Source organism: Bacillus sp. FSL K6-1218 (genome assembly GCF_038006445.1).
Taxonomy (GTDB): domain Bacteria; phylum Bacillota; class Bacilli; order Bacillales; family Bacillaceae_G; genus Bacillus_A; species Bacillus_A thuringiensis_S.
Map to the genome: position 1 here is coordinate 3911100 of NZ_JBBOVE010000001.1, position 16757 is coordinate 3927856.

The window sequence follows — 16757 nt, forward strand, 5'->3', positions numbered from 1 at the left end:
GCAGTTACGCTCACATTTGTTGTTCTTCTTCATAATCGCACGAAATACATTGTACTTGCACGCCTTTTTTCAACTTCTTCTCTACAAGCATGCCTTCACACTTCGGACATTTACGACCAATCGGCTTATCCCAAGATACAAAGTCACATTCTGGATACGTACCGCATCCATAGAAAAGGCGTTTCTTTTTGTTACTACGACGCTCAATAATTTGTCCTTCTTCACATTTCGGACAAGTTACACCGATTTCTTTCACAATCGGTTTTGTATTACGACAATCAGGGAAATTCGAACAAGCCATAAACTTCCCGTATTTACCCATTTTAAAGACCATTGGATGTCCGCATAATTCACAGTCTTCCCCAGCTGGCTCATCTTTAATTTCCACTTCACGCATTTCTTTTTCCGCTTTTTCTAAGCGCGGTTCAAATCCTACGTAGAAATCATCAACAATTTTCACCCAATTGGCATTTCCTTCTTCCACTTCATCAAGGCTTTGCTCCATATTGGCAGTAAATTCAATGTTAATAATTTCCGGGAAAAATTCTAAAATAAGTTCAATTACTATTTCACCAAGTTCAGTCGGAACGAAGCGTTTATTATCCAAGCCTACATATCCACGTTTTTGAATCGTTTCAAGTGTAGGTACATAAGTCGACGGTCTTCCGATTCCAAGTTCTTCAAGTGTTCTTACTAGACGAGCCTCTGTATAGCGCGGAGGAGGTTGTGTAAAATGTTGCTTCGGTTCTAAATCCTTTGAAAATACAGTTTCCCCTACTTCTAAAGGCGGCAACATCTTATCCTTTTCTTCAGCACCATCATCTTTCGACTCTACATACACTTTCATAAATCCTGGGAACTTTACAACCGATCCACTTGCACGGAACTGAACCTTGTTATTAATGAGTCTCGCTGTCACAGTATCCATTATAGCAGACGCCATTTGACTTGCAACAAATCGCTCCCAAATCAATTTATATAATCGAAGTTGATCACGACTTAAGAAACTTTTTAGTTCCTCTGGCTTTCTCATTACCGAAGTAGGACGAATTGCCTCATGTGCATCTTGTGCATTTGACTTTTTCGTTTCTTTCTTCTTTTCTGTTCCTATGTATTCCGTACCATACGCTTCAGTGATGTAAGTACGAGCCTCTGTTTGAGCTGTTTCTGAGATACGTGTTGAATCAGTTCTCATATACGTAATAAGACCTACAGTTCCTTGTTTTCCAAGATCTATCCCTTCATACAATTGCTGTGCAAGCATCATCGTTTTCTTTGCTCGCATGTTTAACTTACGTGCTGCTTCTTGTTGCAAGGAAGATGTTGTAAACGGTAATGCAGGATTACGTTTTCGCTCTTTGCGCGTTACATTTTCAACTGAAAACGCATTGTCTTTCATCTGTTCAATTATTTCATTCACTTGCGTTTCATTCGTTAATTGAACCTTTTCCCCATCTACACCGTAAAAGCTTGCTTCAAATGTGTCTTTTCCTTTTACAAATTCTGTTTTAATTGTCCAGAATTCTTCAGGTTCAAAGCTTTGAATTTCCTTTTCACGTTCGATGATTAAACGAACTGCTACAGATTGTACACGCCCTGCACTTAATCCTTTTTTTACTTTCTTCCATAATAAAGGACTAATATTGTAACCAACAAGACGATCAAGTATACGTCTTGCTTGTTGTGCATCTACTAAATCCATATTAATTGCACGAGGATGTTTAAATGATTCTTTGATTGCATCTTTCGTAATCTCATTAAACACAACCCGACAATCTGATTCAACGTCCACATTTAACGTATTCGCTAAATGCCAAGCGATTGCTTCCCCTTCGCGGTCTGGATCGGCCGCGAGATAGACTTTCTTTGCTTTTTTCGCCGCTGATTTTAAATCTTTTAAGACGGGACCTTTACCACGAATGGTAATATACTTCGGGGTGAAGTTGTTCTTTACTTCTATCCCCATTTGACTTTTTGGCAAATCGCGAACATGTCCCATAGACGCGACAACTTTGTATTTTTTCCCTAAATATTTCTCAATGGTCTTCGCCTTAGAAGGCGACTCCACGATCACGAGGTAATCTGACATGCTAGTGCCTCCTTAAGAGGTGGATTCAAGTCTTCATTAATCTTATTGATTTCTCTTGTTTTTGTCAATCAAGAATGAATATACCATACAGTGCCAATCTACCATTTGTCAATAATTGTTTAATAAAAATTTAAAAATATAAGGTTAATTTAAAATCTCTTCCAAGATATCTTCTGCATTTCTTACTAATTTTGCTCCTTGTTGAATAAGATGATTCGTTCCTGATGCCCCCTCTATAAATATAGGTCCAGGAAGTGCAAACACCTCTCTATTTTGCTCTAACGCAAGGTCTGCAGTAATAAGTGTTCCACTTCTCGATTTCGCTTCTACAACTAAAACACCTTTACTTATACCACTAATAATCCGGTTCCTTTTTGGAAAATACCATTTTTTCGGTGCATAGTGCGGAGGATACTCTGTCAATAACAATATATATTCCTTCCACATTTCATATAAATGTCTATTTTCTTTCGGATACATAAACGACAATCCGTGCCCTAATATCGCAATAGTGGGGCAATGATGCCTTACTGTAATCTCATGAGACATTGTATCTATCCCTTTTGCAAACCCACTGACAATAAGCCACTCTCTTTCTAATAAAGGGTGTAAAATAAATTTCAAGCTCTCATGACCATATAATGATGGTTCTCTCGTTCCAACAACTGCCAATTTAGTTACTTTATTTAGAAAATCTTTCTCTCCTTTTCCATATAAAACGAAGGGAGGGTCTTGTATTTCACGTAATAATTGCGGATAATTTTCATCCCATATCGTTATATAAAAGATACGATTTTTCTCTAAATAAGATATATATTGCGGAAGATTTGAACTTTGAAGAAATTTCACTAGTTCTGAAGATTTTTTCGAGGATATTCCAGTGTAGTGCTCCATTTGTTTTTCGTTAAAAGTATATATGTTCTTTAATTCTGGATCGACATATAGTAGCCTCTCCATCGCTTTCCAATAATCTGCTAGCAAGTAATGAAGATGTAATAACCGCTCTCTTTTCATCTTGATTCTCCTTACCCATAATTTTTATTATGTAAACAGAAAAAAGTGCAAAAAGACACCCTCAAGTAAGAAGGTGTCTTTCAACAGATTAATAGTTTTTGCAAGTCTCAAATAGACCTTTTTCTTTTAAAACAGAGATTAGCGTTTCTCCCATAACTGCTGGAGTTTCAGCTACTTTAATGCCACAAGCTTCCATTGTTTTAATCTTTTCAGCAGCAGTTCCTTTACCGCCAGAAATGATTGCACCAGCATGGCCCATACGTTTGCCAGCAGGCGCTGTTTGACCACCAATGAAGCCTACAACAGGTTTTGTCATATTAGCTTTTACCCATTCAGCTGCCTCTTCTTCTGCTGTACCGCCGATTTCACCAATCATAATTACAGCATGTGTTTCTTCATCTTCATTAAATGCTTTTAACGCATCAATAAAGTCTGTACCGTTAACAGGGTCTCCGCCGATACCTACAGCAGTAGATTGGCCAATACCTTCTTGTGTTAACTGATGTACAGCTTCATACGTTAATGTACCAGAGCGAGATACGATACCAACATGACCTTTTTTATGAATATATCCTGGCATAATACCAATCTTACATTCATCTGGTGTGATTACACCTGGGCAGTTTGGTCCAAGTAAACGTGTATGTTTACCAGCCATATATCTCTTTACGTTTACCATATCTAATACAGGAATTCCTTCAGTAATACATACTACTAAATCAATTTCTGCATCAACTGCTTCCATAATTGCATCTGCCGCAAAAGCGGGTGGAACGTATACAACTGAAGCGTTTGCGCCTGTTGCTTTCACTGCATCTTCTACTGTATCAAATACTGGTACACCTTCAATATCAGTGCCGCCTTTACCTGGTGTTACACCACCGACAATTTTCGTACCGTATTCAATCATTTGTTTTGTATGGAATAAACCTTGAGAACCTGTAATACCTTGAACAATAACTTTTGTATCTTTATTAACTAATACGCTCATTTTTCTCCCCCGCTTTCTATTAGCCCACTAGTGAAACAATTTTTTGTGCACCGTCTGCCATAGATTCTGCTGCAACAATATTTAAGCCAGACTCATTTAAAATTTTCTTACCTAGTTCTACGTTTGTACCTTCAAGACGTACAACTAAAGGTAACTCAAGACCTACTTGTTTCGTTGCTTCAATAACACCTTCTGCAATAACATCACACTTCATAATGCCACCAAAAATGTTAACGAAGATACCTTTTACATTTTTGTCAGAAAGGATAATTTTGAATGCTTCTGTAACTTTTTCAGCAGTTGCACCGCCACCAACATCTAAGAAGTTAGCTGGGTCACCGTGGTAATGTTTAATGATATCCATTGTAGCCATCGCTAAACCTGCACCATTAACCATACAACCGATATTTCCATCTAAAGGAATGTAGTTTAAGTCGTATTTTGAAGCTTCAATTTCTTTTGAATCCTCTTCATCAAGATCACGAAGCTCTAAAATGTCTTTATGGCGATATAACGCATTAGAATCAAAGTTTAATTTTGCATCTAATGCCATAACTTTACCTTCACCTGTTGTAACAAGTGGGTTAATCTCAGCGATAGAGCAATCTTTTTCGATAAACGCACGGTATAAGCCCATCATAAACTTCACAGCTTGTCCTACAAGCTCTTTTGGAATATTGATGTTAAATGCAATTCGGCGTGCTTGGAAACCTTGTAAGCCTACTGCTGGATCAATATATTCTTTAAAGATTTTTTCAGGTGTTTTTTCTGCTACTTCTTCAATTTCTGTTCCGCCTTCTTCAGACGCCATTAAAACAACTTGAGAAGTTGCACGATCTAAAACTAGACCTACATAATATTCTTTTTTAATATCGCAACCTTCTTCGATAAGTAAGCGTTTTACTTCCTTACCTTCAGGACCTGTTTGATGTGTCACAAGTGTAGTTCCTAAAATGCTTTCTGCATATGTACGAACTTCATCTAAATTTTTTGCAACTTTTACTCCGCCAGCTTTGCCGCGTCCACCAGCGTGAATTTGTGCTTTCACTACACATACATCTGTTCCTAGTTCTTTCGCTGCTTCTACAGCTTCTTCTACTGTAAATGCAACCTTCCCGTTCGGAACGCTAACCCCATAGCTTCTAAGGACTGCCTTACCTTGGTACTCATGGATATTCATGGTCCCATCCTCCCCTGTTTTCCTGTTTTACTCGAAAAGTTTTTTAATGTTTAAAAAACATTACATTGCCATTGTATAAGATGATTGGCACGCTGTCTACAATAAAGTGTCAGAAAACTGAAATCGCTTTATTCTTTTTCGAAAATAGTAATGTTTATATGCCAAAATAAAAAATAAGCTGTATATTTACAGCTTATTTTTGAATCATATCTTTAATTGGCGCGAATGACTTTCGGTGTTCATCTAATACTCCATGCACTTCAATTGCCTCTAAATGTTGCTTTGTGCCATATCCCATATGTTGCTCAAATCCGTATTCAGGATACTTTTCTCCCAGTTCTTTCATCATACGATCTCTCGTTACTTTCGCAATAATAGATGCAGCTGAAATAGAAATACTTTTCGCATCACCTTTAATAATTGAGGTTTGCGGAATTGGTGTAGGAAGCTTCATCGCATCAATTAATAAATGTTGGGGTGTACAAGATAAATTTGCAACTGCATCTAACATCGCTTGTTTCGTTGCTTGGTAAATATTAATGTCATCAATAACTTGCGGTGATACAATTCCTACGCCAATTGCAATTGCTTGTACTTTTATTTCATCATAAAAACGCTCACGTTTCGCTTCACTCAGCTTTTTTGAGTCATTTAACCCTGGAATATAAAAATCCTCTGGAAGGACGACAGCTGCCGTCACAACAGGCCCAGCCAACGGGCCACGCCCTACTTCATCAATACCCGCGATATATGTGACCCCTTTTTCACGCAAAGCATTTTCATACTTGGACATTTCAAAAAAATTCTCTTTTTCTTTCTGTTCTAACTCTTTTTGTTTATACCACTTCAAAACGAGCTTTTGAACGCCTTTTCGCTCATCTTTCATTAACAGTTGAAAGCGATCATCTTCTTCATTCATAATTTCTTTCAATACATTTTCCGCTTCTTTTATCGTCATTTTTTGCATTTATACAAACTCCTTTTTAAACGTATCCAAAAAGAAAAGACGCACAAACGCACGTCTTATACTTCTTCTATTTTTTCCACATCTTCTACTTGCTCTGCAAACTCTTCCGGTGTTTCAAACGTCATTTTTCCAAGTTTGCCACCACGAAGCTCACGAAGTACAAGCTCAGATGTCTTATCATAATCAATCATTCCGCCGCCCATTAAGCAGCCTCTATTTTTTCCAATTGCATCGAATAATTCCACAATATCTTCTGGAATCTCATTTAAATTATAGCGTTCTTTCAAGCGTTCTGGATAATGTTTCTCCATAAAACGTAATGCGTAAACAGCTACATCTTGTAAATTTAAAATTGAATCTTTAATTGCACCCGTCGTCGCTAAGCGAAGACCCACTAATTGATCTTCAAATTTAGGCCACAGAATACCTGGCGTATCTAACAATTCCATTTCCTTCCCAACTTTAATCCATTGTTGAGCTGTTGTCACACCTGGACGATCTCCTGTTTTAGCAATATTTTTCTTTGCCAATTTATTAATCAATGTAGATTTACCAACATTTGGTATACCTACAATTAATGCACGAATCGCTCTCGGTCTAATACCTTTTGCAACCATTTTATCAAATTTTTCTTTAACAAGCACTTTACAAGCTGCTGCAATTTCTTTCATACCTTGTCCAGCTTGCGCGTTAATCGAAATTGCCATATGGCCTTTTTCTTTAAAATATGCGATCCATTGTTTTGTTAAACGGTCATCTGCCATATCCGCTTTATTTAAAACAACAAGCCTCGGCTTATGTGTAATGATTTCATCAATCATTGGGTTTCGAGATGATAATGGTAATCGAGCATCTACAAGTTCAATTACAACATCAATTAATTTTAATTTCTCCGTTACTTGGCGTCTAGCCTTCGCCATATGCCCTGGAAACCATTGAATTACCATGTTGCCACCTTCTTTTTCATTTATTTCACAATACGTGCGTCTTCTAACGGCCAATATAACATATTAGCTTTACCAATTACTTGATCCATTGAAATCGTACCGATTGAACGGCTATCTTTACTAAAACGACGATTATCACCTAAAACAAATAATTGATCTTTTGGAACGGTTTTCTTGCCTGTCATTTCTTCAAGATTAAAATCATATGTAAGCGGTCCGTCAGCAATTTGCTTTTTCTGCTTGTCTAAATACGGCTCCTCATAAGCCTTTCCGTTAACATACAGCTTATCATTACGATACTCTATTTCATCGCCCGGTAGGCCTATAATGCGCTTAATGTAATCTTTATCTTCTGTTGCTCGAAATACGATAATATCAAAGCGTTTTGGATCTCCAATGTGATAACCAATTTTATTCACAATCATTCGATCACGATCATGTAAAGTAGGTGCCATCGATACCCCGTCTACGAGAATTGGCGCAAAGAAAAACTGTCTAATAACACCAGCTAATACAACAGCAATCAAAATTGCTTTAATCCATTCCCAAAGTGAACTCTTCTCTTTTTTCATGCATTTCCCCTCCACGGTTATGTAAGCTGTTCGTATTATACCAAAATTTCATATAGATTGGAAAAAGGGAGCTTGTGCATTTACAAGCTCCCATACATGTCTTATCGAATTTCTTTAATACGTGCTTTTTTACCGCGAAGGTTACGTAAGTAGTATAACTTAGCACGACGTACTTTACCACGGCGAAGTACTTCGATTTTCGCGATTCTTGGCGTGTGAACTGGGAATGTACGCTCAACACCTACACCGTAAGAAATCTTACGAACTGTGAATGTTTCACTAATTCCGCCACCACGACGTTTAATTACAACACCTTCGAAAAGCTGAATTCTTTCACGAGTTCCCTCAACAACTTTTACGTGTACACGTAAAGTGTCACCAGGACGGAATGAAGGAAGGTCAGTTTTTAATTGGCCTTTTGTAATTTCTGCGATTAATTGTTGCATATTAAATTCTCTCCTTTAAACAGATGCTCTTATAAAGTCTTAATAAATTACAGCGGAACATCGTTAATACGGCTACTGATTTCAGTAGCACAAATGTTATAATAGCATATTACTAGGCCTGTTGCAATAGCAAATATATGAAGTTATTACTGCTCTCGCTTTATTTCCTCAAGCCATTTTTTCTCTTGTTTAGATAGATCTCTATCATCTAACAAATCAGGTCTACGCGTATACGTACGGCGCAAAGATTCCTTATGTCGCCATTCATCAATATTTTTATGATTCCCTGACATTAATACATCCGGTACCTTCATACCACGAAAATCAGCCGGACGTGTATAATGAGGATGCTCTAATAAACCTGTACTAAACGAATCCTCTACTTGTGAAGCATGATTTCCTAGCACGCCTGGCAAGAGACGTACAACACTATCAGTAATAACCATAGAAGCTAATTCTCCGCCCGTTAATACATAGTCACCAATAGAAATCTCATCCGTTACGAGATGCTCACGAATTCGTTCGTCATACCCTTCATAATGCCCACATACAAAGATCAAATGTTCTTCCCCTGCAAGCTCTTCCGCTTTCTTCTGCGTAAATCTTTCGCCCTGCGGACACATTAAGACAACTCTCGGCTTACGCTCTGTCTCTTTCGTCAAATCTTCTACAGCATCAAAAATAGGCTGAGGAGTAAGCACCATACCAGCTCCTCCGCCGTAAGGATAATCGTCTACGCTATTATGCTTACTTGTTGTATAATCACGAAAGTTAACAACACGAAGGTTTACCGCTTCTTTTTCTTGCGCCTTCTTTAATATAGAAGATCCAAATACACCGGTAAACATGTCTGGGAACAACGTTAAAATATCAATTTTCATTATAGCAACCCTTCCATTACATGAATGGTTACTAATTTATTTTCAATATTAACTTGAAGTACAACGTCATCAATATAAGGAATTAAGAGATCTTGACCCTTCGGACGTTTAATCACCCAAACATCATTTGCACCAGGAGAGAGAATCTCTTTGATTGTCCCTAGCGCTTCTCCTTCTTCCGTTACAACGCTGCAACCAATAATTTCGTGATAGTAGTATTCACCTTCAGAAAGTTCACCTAACTGCTCTTCCGGTACTTTTATTAAAGAACCTTTAAACTTCTCTACTTCATCTACATTGTTATATCCTTCAAATGTTAATAAATCGAATGTCTTATGTTGGCGATGAGAAGTTACCTTCACTGGAAGATAGTCTGTGTCTTTCTCATTCGATATGTATAGCGTGTTTCCTACTTTATATCGCTCTTCTGGAAAATCAGTACGAGAAATCACACGGATTTCTCCTCTTACTCCATGAGTATTTACAATTTTCCCTACGTTAAACCACTTTGTCATAAATAGTATGTCCCCCCTGGTTTCTATATAAATTAAGCATCTCCATTTCATAGATGGAACATGCAATCTCTATTTAAATGTTAAAAAAGGGAGAGGAATAACTCCTCGCCCTTTTTACGTTTATTGAATTTCCAGTGTTACTTTTTCATCATTATGATGTCCCACTGAATACAAGAGCATTCGAATCGCTTTCGCAACTCTCCCTTGCTTTCCAATGACTTTCCCAACATCCTCAGGATGTACAGTTAATCGATACTTTATCTCTCCGTTGCAAAGTTCCTGTGTAACTTTTACATCTTCAGGATGATCGACAAGAGGCTTGACAATCGTCTCGACTAACTTCTTCATAGTCATTGCCTCAATTACTTACCTTGTTTAGATAAGTGGAATTTCTCCATGATACCTTGGTTAGAGAATAAGTTACGAACTGTATCAGATGGTTTAGCACCATTTCCTAACCATTTTAATGCTGCTTCTTCGTCGATCTTAACTTCAGCTGGTTGAGCAACTGGATTGTAAGTTCCGATTTCCTCAATGAAACGTCCGTCACGAGGAGAACGAGAATCTGCAACAACTACACGATAGAAAGGAGTTTTTTTAGCTCCCATACGTTTTAAACGAATTTTAACTGCCATTTATAAAGCACCTCCGAATTTATTTCACACAGATAATTATATTAGCAAAAAGACTATTGCTTTGTAAAGTATTTTTTCTTAACAGAGCCATCTTTTTTTCCTTACATGAATGGAAACTTCAATCCACCTAGTCCTTTTTTCTTGCCTTTTTGCATTCCCGTCATCGTCTTCATCATTTTTTTCATGTCATCGAATTGCTTAATTAGACGATTGATTTCTTGTACAGTTGTACCGCTACCTTTGGCAATGCGCTTTTTGCGACTAGCATTGATTATTTCCGGTTGTTCTCGTTCTAATTTAGTCATAGAACGAATAATTGCCTCAATATGCCCAATTTGTTTTTCATCAACTTGCGCATTTTTCAGCCCTTTAATTTTATTTGCACCAGGAAGCATTCCTAACAATTCATCAAGCGGTCCAAGTTGACGCACTTGTCCAAGTTGTTCTAGGAAATCGTCAAGCGTAAACGAAAGCGTACGCATTTTTTGCTCAAGTTCTTTTGCTTTCTCTTCATCAACTGTAGCTTGCGCTTTTTCAATCAATGTTAAGACATCGCCCATCCCTAAAATACGGGATGCCATACGCTCTGGATGGAACGCTTCAATTGCATCTAGTTTTTCACCCATACCAGCAAATTTAATCGGTGTGTTTGTTACAGCCTTAATAGATAATGCAGCACCACCGCGCGTATCACCATCTAATTTCGTTAATACAACACCTGTTAAACCTAACTGTTCATGGAAACTTTGTGCAACATTTACCGCGTCTTGTCCCGTCATCGCATCGACAACAAGGAAAATTTCATCCGGTTTCGCAACTTCTTTCACTTTCGCTAATTCATCCATTAGTTCTTCATCAATATGCAGGCGACCCGCTGTATCGATTAAAACATAATCATGATGATCTTCTTTTGCTTTTGCAATCGCTTGTTTCGCAATTTCAACAGGACTTACTTGATCTCCTAAAGAAAATACAGGCATGTCCAATTGCTTCCCTAATGTTTCAAGCTGTTTAATCGCTGCTGGACGGTAAATATCCGCTGCAACAAGCATCGGTTTACGATTATGCTTTTTACGAAGCAAATTCGCAAGCTTACCTGTCGTCGTTGTTTTACCCGCACCTTGCAGACCAACCATCATAATAACAGTCGGTGGCTTATTAGCAACAGCAATTTTGCTCTGCTCTCCGCCCATAAGTTCTGTAAGTTCTTCCTGTACAACTTTAATTACTTGTTGTCCAGGTGTCAAACTTTTCATTACATCTTGTCCGACAGCACGTTCAGACACACGCTTCACAAAATCTTTTACTACTTTAAAGTTAACATCTGCTTCTAAAAGAGCTAGACGAACTTCTCTCATCATTTCTTTCACATCGGCTTCAGAAACTTTTCCTTTGCCGCGGATTTTTTGCATTGTCTGTTGAAGTCGGTCGGCTAATCCTTCAAATGCCATATTGCCGCCCTCCTAATCTAATTTTTCGATAGCTTCAACAACTTGTTTCATTTCTTCATTCACATGCTCTTCTTCGCTGATTAGCTGTTTTAGCTTTGCAACAAGTCGCTGTCGCTCTTGAAACTTTTGAAGTAATACTAATTTTTCTTCATATTCTTCAAGCATCGCTTCAGTCCGTTTAATGTTATCATACACGGCTTGGCGACTTACATCAAATTCTTCCGCAATTTCACCAAGAGATAAATCATCTAGATAATAAAGCGACATATAACTTCTTTGTTTTTGCGTTAACAACGATTGATAAAAATCAAATAAATAGTTCATTCTCGTTGTTTTTTCGAGCATGTTGGATCATCCTTTGTTAAGTGATTTCCCTTTACATGAATTAGTTTACATGGAGTCCAAAAGAGTGTCAAGTTTTTTTCTTAACATCATATATTTTTATAGAAAAAGAAGCGGAAATACCGCTTCTTTCGCTTATGCTTCTTCTGTTTCTACTAAGTTCGCAAATAAACCATACACATATTGTTCTGGATCAAACTGCTGCAAGTCATCCATTTGCTCTCCTAATCCAACAAACTTCACCGGTACATCCATTTCGTTACGAATCGCTAATACAATACCACCTTTAGCAGTTCCATCTAACTTCGTTAAAACAATACCAGTTACATTCGTTGCTTCACGGAATGTTTTCGCTTGGCTTAAACCGTTTTGTCCTGTTGTTGCATCAATAACAAGCAATACTTCATGAGGAGCACCTGGTACTTCACGCTCAATTACACGCTTCACCTTCTCTAACTCTTTCATTAAGTTTACTTTATTTTGCAAGCGTCCTGCTGTGTCACATAGTAATACATCTACCTTACGTGCTTTTGCAGCTTGTACAGCGTCATACATAACCGCCGCTGGATCAGATCCAGATCCTTGTTTAATCACTTCTACACCAACGCGATCGCCCCATACTTCTAATTGTTCAATCGCCCCAGCACGGAATGTGTCTCCTGCCGCCAATAGGACTGACTTACCTTCTGATTTAAACTTATGCGCCAGTTTACCAATTGTCGTCGTTTTTCCTACACCGTTAACACCAACAAATAAAACAACCGTTAATTGGTCTTCTTGCATATTAATTTCGTTACTAAAATCGCTGTCACCTTTGTAAATTCCTACTAGTTTTTCTGAAATAACAGCTTGTACTTCTTTTGGATCTTGAATGTTACGACGTTGTACTTCTTCTTTCAATTGATCAATTAATTCCATTACCGTTGCAACGCCAACGTCTGCACCGATTAAGATTTCTTCTAACTCTTCGAAGAAATCTTCGTCCACTTTACGGTAACGATACACTAAATCATTCACTTTATCCGCAAATGAATTTCTAGTTTTTTCTAATCCGTGTTTAAATTTCTCTGTAACTGTATCCGTTTGTTTTGAAATTTTTTCTTTTAGTTTTTTAAAAAAACTCATACTTTCCCATCCTTCCTATTCACTTGCAATAAGTTCTTCTCCGGCATCTAAACGCACCGAAACAAGTTTAGATACCCCTGATTCTTGCATTGTTACACCGTACAACACATCAGACTCTTCCATTGTACCTTTTCTATGTGTAATTACAATAAACTGCGTCTCATCACTGAATTTCTTTAAATACTGTGCAAAACGAGCTACATTGGCTTCATCAAGGGCCGCCTCTACCTCATCTAGTACACAGAACGGTACTGGGCGCACTTTTAAAATACCAAATAAAAGCGCAATTGCCGTTAAAGCACGCTCTCCGCCTGAAAGTAAACCTAAGTTCTGCAGTTTCTTCCCTGGCGGTTGTGCTACAATATCAATACCCGTATTTAGTAAATCCTCTGGATTAGTCATTACTAAATCCGCTCTTCCGCCTCCAAACAACTCAGAGAATACCGATTGAAACTCCATTCTAATGCCTTCAAACGTAGTAAAAAAGCGTTTTTTCATTTCTTCATCCATTTCGGTAATAAGCTGGTGCAATGTCGTTTTCGCTTCTTCTAGGTCGTCTCTCTGCTCTAGTAAGAATGTATGACGCTCCGCTACGCGTTCATATTCATCAATTGCCCCTAGGTTCACTGTACCTAACTCTTCTATGGATAATTTGATTAATTTTACTTTCTTACGCGCATCTTCTGCAGGCATTGTCATTGTATATTTTAGTTTTGCCGCTTCAAATGAAATCGTATATGTTTCACGTAAATGTTGTAATCTATTTTCCAACTCTACATCAAGTCGGTTTATTTTCACTTCTTGATCTTTCAACATTTCAATAATATATTTATGTTTACCTGTCGTTTCTTTCAAATTACGCTCTAAATGTTCTACTCTCTCTTGCAACGAGACACGTTGTTCGCGACGAGAGCGAATTAATTCTGAAGTTTGATTACGATCATACGCTTTCTTTTCAATCATATTCGTAATTTGCTCTTCACCACTTGAATTAGATGTCATTTCTTGTTTTAAGAAAGCTAAATCCTCTTTCGTTTTTACAAGTGTCGCATCCGTTTCTTCTTTTTCCTTCGTAAATCGTTCAACTTTTTCTTTTTGATTAGATAAGCGTTGTTGCTTTTCAGCTGCCAGCACTTTTAACTCAGTCATTTCTTGTTGAACTTTTTCTTTTGAAGAATGTTGCTCACTTTTTTGTTTTGTTAAAGCTACAATTTTACTATCTAACTCTGTGATATCAGCTTGAAGATTCGTTAAAGTCCCTTCTAACGCCTCTTTACGCCCTTGTATTTTTACTCGATCTTGTAAAAAACCTTCAATCTCTAAATCATAAATAGACAAGCGGTCATTAATACGATGTTCTTCTAATTCTAAACGATTAATCTCTTCTCTTAATTTCTGCTCATCTACACGCTCCGCTTCTACAGTTTGCCTTAGTTCGCGTATTTTCACTTCTTTTTCTTGAATCTCTTGTTTTACTGCTTTAACAAAGTTTTCTAACTTCGTTGTTTTTTCTTCCATATCAGTTAACTTGCGAGTCCACTCTTCCAGTTCACGTTGGCGTCCTAATAAAGAAGATTTCGCTTGTTTTACCGCTCCACCAGTCATAGAACCGCCAGGATTCACTACGTCACCTTCGATTGTTACAATGCGATAACGGTATTGCAGTTGTTTCGCCAACTCATTTGCTCCGCGTAAATCTTTCGCAACAATAACAGTACCTAATAAATTTGAAACTACATTTTCATATTTATTATTGTACTGCACAAGTTCTGCCGCCACACCTACAAACGATGGGTGTTGATTTACAATGCGTAATTGCTCAAATGATAACGACCTGCTTTTAATAACAGCTTGCGGTAAAAACGTTGCACGCCCATGTTTATTTTGCTTTAAAAATGCAATTGCATTACGAGCATGTTCCTCTGTTTGTACAACAATGTGCTGCATCGCTGCACCTAGAGCGATTTCCATTGCAACTTCGTATTCTTTAGGTACCTTTAACAGTTCCGCAACAGCACCCTCGATACCTTGCAACCTATTTTCTCTAGCTTTCAATACTTCACGTACACCTTGATAGAAACCAGAATAATCTTCTTGCATCTCTTCAAGCATTTCTTTTCGAGAACGTGCCTGTTGCACAAATTGATATGCTTGATACAGTTTTGTTTCATTTTCACTATACTGCGTCTTACATTTCCCGAGCGCCGCTTCTGTCTTCTGTATGTTTGAGAGGATGCCAGCTACTTTTTCTTTCACTTGTTCGTAATTTTCTACAAGTTTCGTCTTTTTCGCTGTAATTTCCATACGCATTTCTACATATTTCGCATTCTCTTCATCCAGCCGCTCGTTTTTAGACGTTTGCTGTTTAGATTGTTCTTCAATCATAGATAATTCATTACGATGACTGGCTTGTTGATTTAAAAGTTCAATATAGTCACCTTTTAAATTCTCAATTTGTTCCTCTAAATTGTCAGCAAAAGTAGCAAGCAGTTGCTCATTATCATGCAATTTTTGCTCTAACTCTTTTACTTGATTCACAAATTGCATTAAAGCTTCTGTACTTGACGCAATTTCACCATCGTAACTTTTAGCTTTCTCTGTTAATTCAACAATTAACTGCTCAAGTTGCGCACAATGCGTCGTAGCATTTTGCTTTCTCTCTTTTAACAACTCGCGCTGCCCTTCTAGTTTTTCTAGCTCTTTACTAGAAAGAAGAAGTACTTCTTGCAACGAATCTACAGACTCATCTACCGCTTGTAATTGTCCTCGTAATTCCTCAAGCTCTTCTTCACTTTTTTGTAAATCCGTTGACATTTTAGCTTCTTCGTCTTTATTATGCCCAAACTGATTTCGAAGCGCTTCCCATTTCTCATGCAATTCTTCAATTTCATGTACAATAAGCGCAGCTTCTACTTTCTCTAATTCTTCTTTATTCTCAAGATAATCTTTCGCAATAGAAGCTTGTCTTTCTAAAGGTTCTACTTGACTACTTAATTCATGAATTATATCTTGTACACGATTTAAGTTTTCTTGTGTTTCTGCTAATTTCCCTTCAGCTTTCTTTTTGCGAAGTTTGTATTTTAGTACGCCTGCCGCTTCTTCAAATACACCTCGACGCTCTTCTGACTTACTACTTAAAATCTCTTCCACTTTCCCCTGGCTAATAATTGAAAAAGCTTCTCTTCCCATACCAGAGTCCATAAATAAATCGATAATATCTTTCAATCTACATGATTGTTTATTAATATAAAAATCACTATCACCTGAACGAGATACACGACGTGTTACACACACCTCATTGTATTCAATTGGTAAACGTTGATCTTCATTATTTAAAGTTATTGTTACTTCAGCAACATTAACCGCTCTCCTCGTATCACTGCCGGCAAAAATAATATCCTCCATCTTTGCACCACGTAATGATTTTGCAGATTGTTCACCAAGTACCCAGCGAATCGCATCAGTAATATTACTTTTCCCGCTTCCATTAGGTCCTACTACAGAAGTTACACCTGGGACAAAATCAACAGATACACGCTCAGCAAAAGACTTAAATCCTGCTATTTCTAATCTTTTTAAAAACACGAAAGGCCTTCCTCCTA

Annotated in this window: 16 protein-coding genes; all 16 read right to left on the reverse strand. The window is 37.6% G+C overall.

What is annotated here, in order from left to right; translation table 11 throughout:
- Nucleotides 1-10: 10 nt before the first annotated feature.
- Nucleotides 11-2089, reverse strand: a complete 2079-nt coding sequence (gene topA / locus MHI26_RS19785) for a type I DNA topoisomerase (protein WP_061666370.1) — start codon at nt 2087-2089, stop codon at nt 11-13.
- 144 nt (nt 2090-2233) lie between these two features.
- The gene (gene dprA, locus MHI26_RS19790; protein WP_000818045.1) at nt 2234-3103 is read right to left on the reverse strand and encodes a DNA-processing protein DprA; all 870 of its coding nucleotides are present in this window, start codon (nt 3101-3103) and stop codon (nt 2234-2236) included.
- An 88-nt stretch (nt 3104-3191) separates the two neighbouring features.
- Complete coding sequence (gene sucD / locus MHI26_RS19795; protein WP_000115178.1) at nt 3192-4094, reverse strand: succinate--CoA ligase subunit alpha; 903 nt, start codon at nt 4092-4094, stop codon at nt 3192-3194.
- Nucleotides 4095-4113: 19 nt separating this feature from the next.
- Nucleotides 4114-5274, reverse strand: coding sequence for an ADP-forming succinate--CoA ligase subunit beta (gene sucC / locus MHI26_RS19800; RefSeq protein ID WP_001020791.1), 1161 nt, complete (start codon nt 5272-5274; stop codon nt 4114-4116).
- Nucleotides 5275-5467: 193 nt separating this feature from the next.
- Nucleotides 5468-6241 (reverse strand): ribonuclease HII, encoded by a 774-nt coding sequence (locus MHI26_RS19805; RefSeq protein ID WP_001171121.1) that lies wholly within the window; start codon nt 6239-6241, stop codon nt 5468-5470.
- Between the two features lie 56 nt (nt 6242-6297).
- A complete protein-coding gene (gene ylqF / locus MHI26_RS19810) occupies nt 6298-7188 on the reverse strand; it encodes a ribosome biogenesis GTPase YlqF (protein WP_000236702.1) in 891 nt (296 codons plus the stop codon).
- Nucleotides 7189-7208: 20 nt separating this feature from the next.
- Nucleotides 7209-7760 (reverse strand): signal peptidase I, encoded by a 552-nt coding sequence (gene lepB, locus MHI26_RS19815; RefSeq protein WP_000711853.1) that lies wholly within the window; start codon nt 7758-7760, stop codon nt 7209-7211.
- A gap of 101 nt (nt 7761-7861) precedes the next feature.
- A complete protein-coding gene (gene rplS / locus MHI26_RS19820) occupies nt 7862-8206 on the reverse strand; it encodes a 50S ribosomal protein L19 (protein ID WP_001186516.1) in 345 nt (114 codons plus the stop codon).
- A 146-nt stretch (nt 8207-8352) separates the two neighbouring features.
- Nucleotides 8353-9087, reverse strand: a complete 735-nt coding sequence (gene trmD, locus MHI26_RS19825) for a tRNA (guanosine(37)-N1)-methyltransferase TrmD (protein ID WP_000686901.1) — start codon at nt 9085-9087, stop codon at nt 8353-8355.
- Entirely contained in the window at nt 9087-9602 is a 516-nt protein-coding gene (gene rimM, locus MHI26_RS19830) for a ribosome maturation factor RimM (RefSeq protein ID WP_000170273.1), read from the reverse strand. Before rimM ends, trmD begins: the two co-directional genes overlap by 1 nt.
- 120 nt (nt 9603-9722) lie before the next feature.
- Complete coding sequence (locus MHI26_RS19835; protein WP_000737393.1) at nt 9723-9950, reverse strand: KH domain-containing protein; 228 nt, start codon at nt 9948-9950, stop codon at nt 9723-9725.
- Between the two features lie 14 nt (nt 9951-9964).
- A complete protein-coding gene (gene rpsP / locus MHI26_RS19840) occupies nt 9965-10237 on the reverse strand; it encodes a 30S ribosomal protein S16 (RefSeq protein WP_000268748.1) in 273 nt (90 codons plus the stop codon).
- A gap of 101 nt (nt 10238-10338) precedes the next feature.
- A complete protein-coding gene (gene ffh / locus MHI26_RS19845; protein WP_000863460.1) occupies nt 10339-11688 on the reverse strand; it encodes a signal recognition particle protein in 1350 nt (449 codons plus the stop codon).
- Nucleotides 11689-11700: 12 nt separating this feature from the next.
- Nucleotides 11701-12033, reverse strand: a complete 333-nt coding sequence (locus MHI26_RS19850; protein ID WP_000891062.1) for a putative DNA-binding protein — start codon at nt 12031-12033, stop codon at nt 11701-11703.
- Between the two features lie 132 nt (nt 12034-12165).
- The gene (gene ftsY / locus MHI26_RS19855; RefSeq protein WP_000007641.1) at nt 12166-13155 is read right to left on the reverse strand and encodes a signal recognition particle-docking protein FtsY; all 990 of its coding nucleotides are present in this window, start codon (nt 13153-13155) and stop codon (nt 12166-12168) included.
- Nucleotides 13156-13170: 15 nt separating this feature from the next.
- Nucleotides 13171-16740 (reverse strand): chromosome segregation protein SMC, encoded by a 3570-nt coding sequence (gene smc, locus MHI26_RS19860; protein WP_000478968.1) that lies wholly within the window; start codon nt 16738-16740, stop codon nt 13171-13173.
- Between the last annotated feature and the right edge of the window lie 17 nt (nt 16741-16757).

Bases quoted from the DNA above. Each gene is read 5' to 3' on its own strand.
- ylqF (WP_000236702.1), bottom strand. From the start codon at position 7,188: ATGGTAATTCAATGGTTTCCAGGGCATATGGCGAAGGCTAGACGCCAA.
- dprA (WP_000818045.1), bottom strand. From the start codon at position 3,103: ATGAAAAGAGAGCGGTTATTACATCTTCATTACTTGCTAGCAGATTAT.
- rplS (WP_001186516.1), bottom strand. From the start codon at position 8,206: ATGCAACAATTAATCGCAGAAATTACAAAAGGCCAATTAAAAACTGAC.
- lepB (WP_000711853.1), bottom strand. From the start codon at position 7,760: ATGAAAAAAGAGAAGAGTTCACTTTGGGAATGGATTAAAGCAATTTTG.
- rimM (WP_000170273.1), bottom strand. From the start codon at position 9,602: ATGACAAAGTGGTTTAACGTAGGGAAAATTGTAAATACTCATGGAGTA.
- MHI26_RS19835 (WP_000737393.1), bottom strand. From the start codon at position 9,950: ATGAAGAAGTTAGTCGAGACGATTGTCAAGCCTCTTGTCGATCATCCT.
- MHI26_RS19805 (WP_001171121.1), bottom strand. From the start codon at position 6,241: ATGCAAAAAATGACGATAAAAGAAGCGGAAAATGTATTGAAAGAAATT.
- ffh (WP_000863460.1), bottom strand. From the start codon at position 11,688: ATGGCATTTGAAGGATTAGCCGACCGACTTCAACAGACAATGCAAAAA.
- sucD (WP_000115178.1), bottom strand. From the start codon at position 4,094: ATGAGCGTATTAGTTAATAAAGATACAAAAGTTATTGTTCAAGGTATT.
- MHI26_RS19850 (WP_000891062.1), bottom strand. From the start codon at position 12,033: ATGCTCGAAAAAACAACGAGAATGAACTATTTATTTGATTTTTATCAA.
- sucC (WP_001020791.1), bottom strand. From the start codon at position 5,274: ATGAATATCCATGAGTACCAAGGTAAGGCAGTCCTTAGAAGCTATGGG.
- topA (WP_061666370.1), bottom strand. From the start codon at position 2,089: ATGTCAGATTACCTCGTGATCGTGGAGTCGCCTTCTAAGGCGAAGACC.
- ftsY (WP_000007641.1), bottom strand. From the start codon at position 13,155: ATGAGTTTTTTTAAAAAACTAAAAGAAAAAATTTCAAAACAAACGGAT.
- trmD (WP_000686901.1), bottom strand. From the start codon at position 9,087: ATGAAAATTGATATTTTAACGTTGTTCCCAGACATGTTTACCGGTGTA.
- rpsP (WP_000268748.1), bottom strand. From the start codon at position 10,237: ATGGCAGTTAAAATTCGTTTAAAACGTATGGGAGCTAAAAAAACTCCT.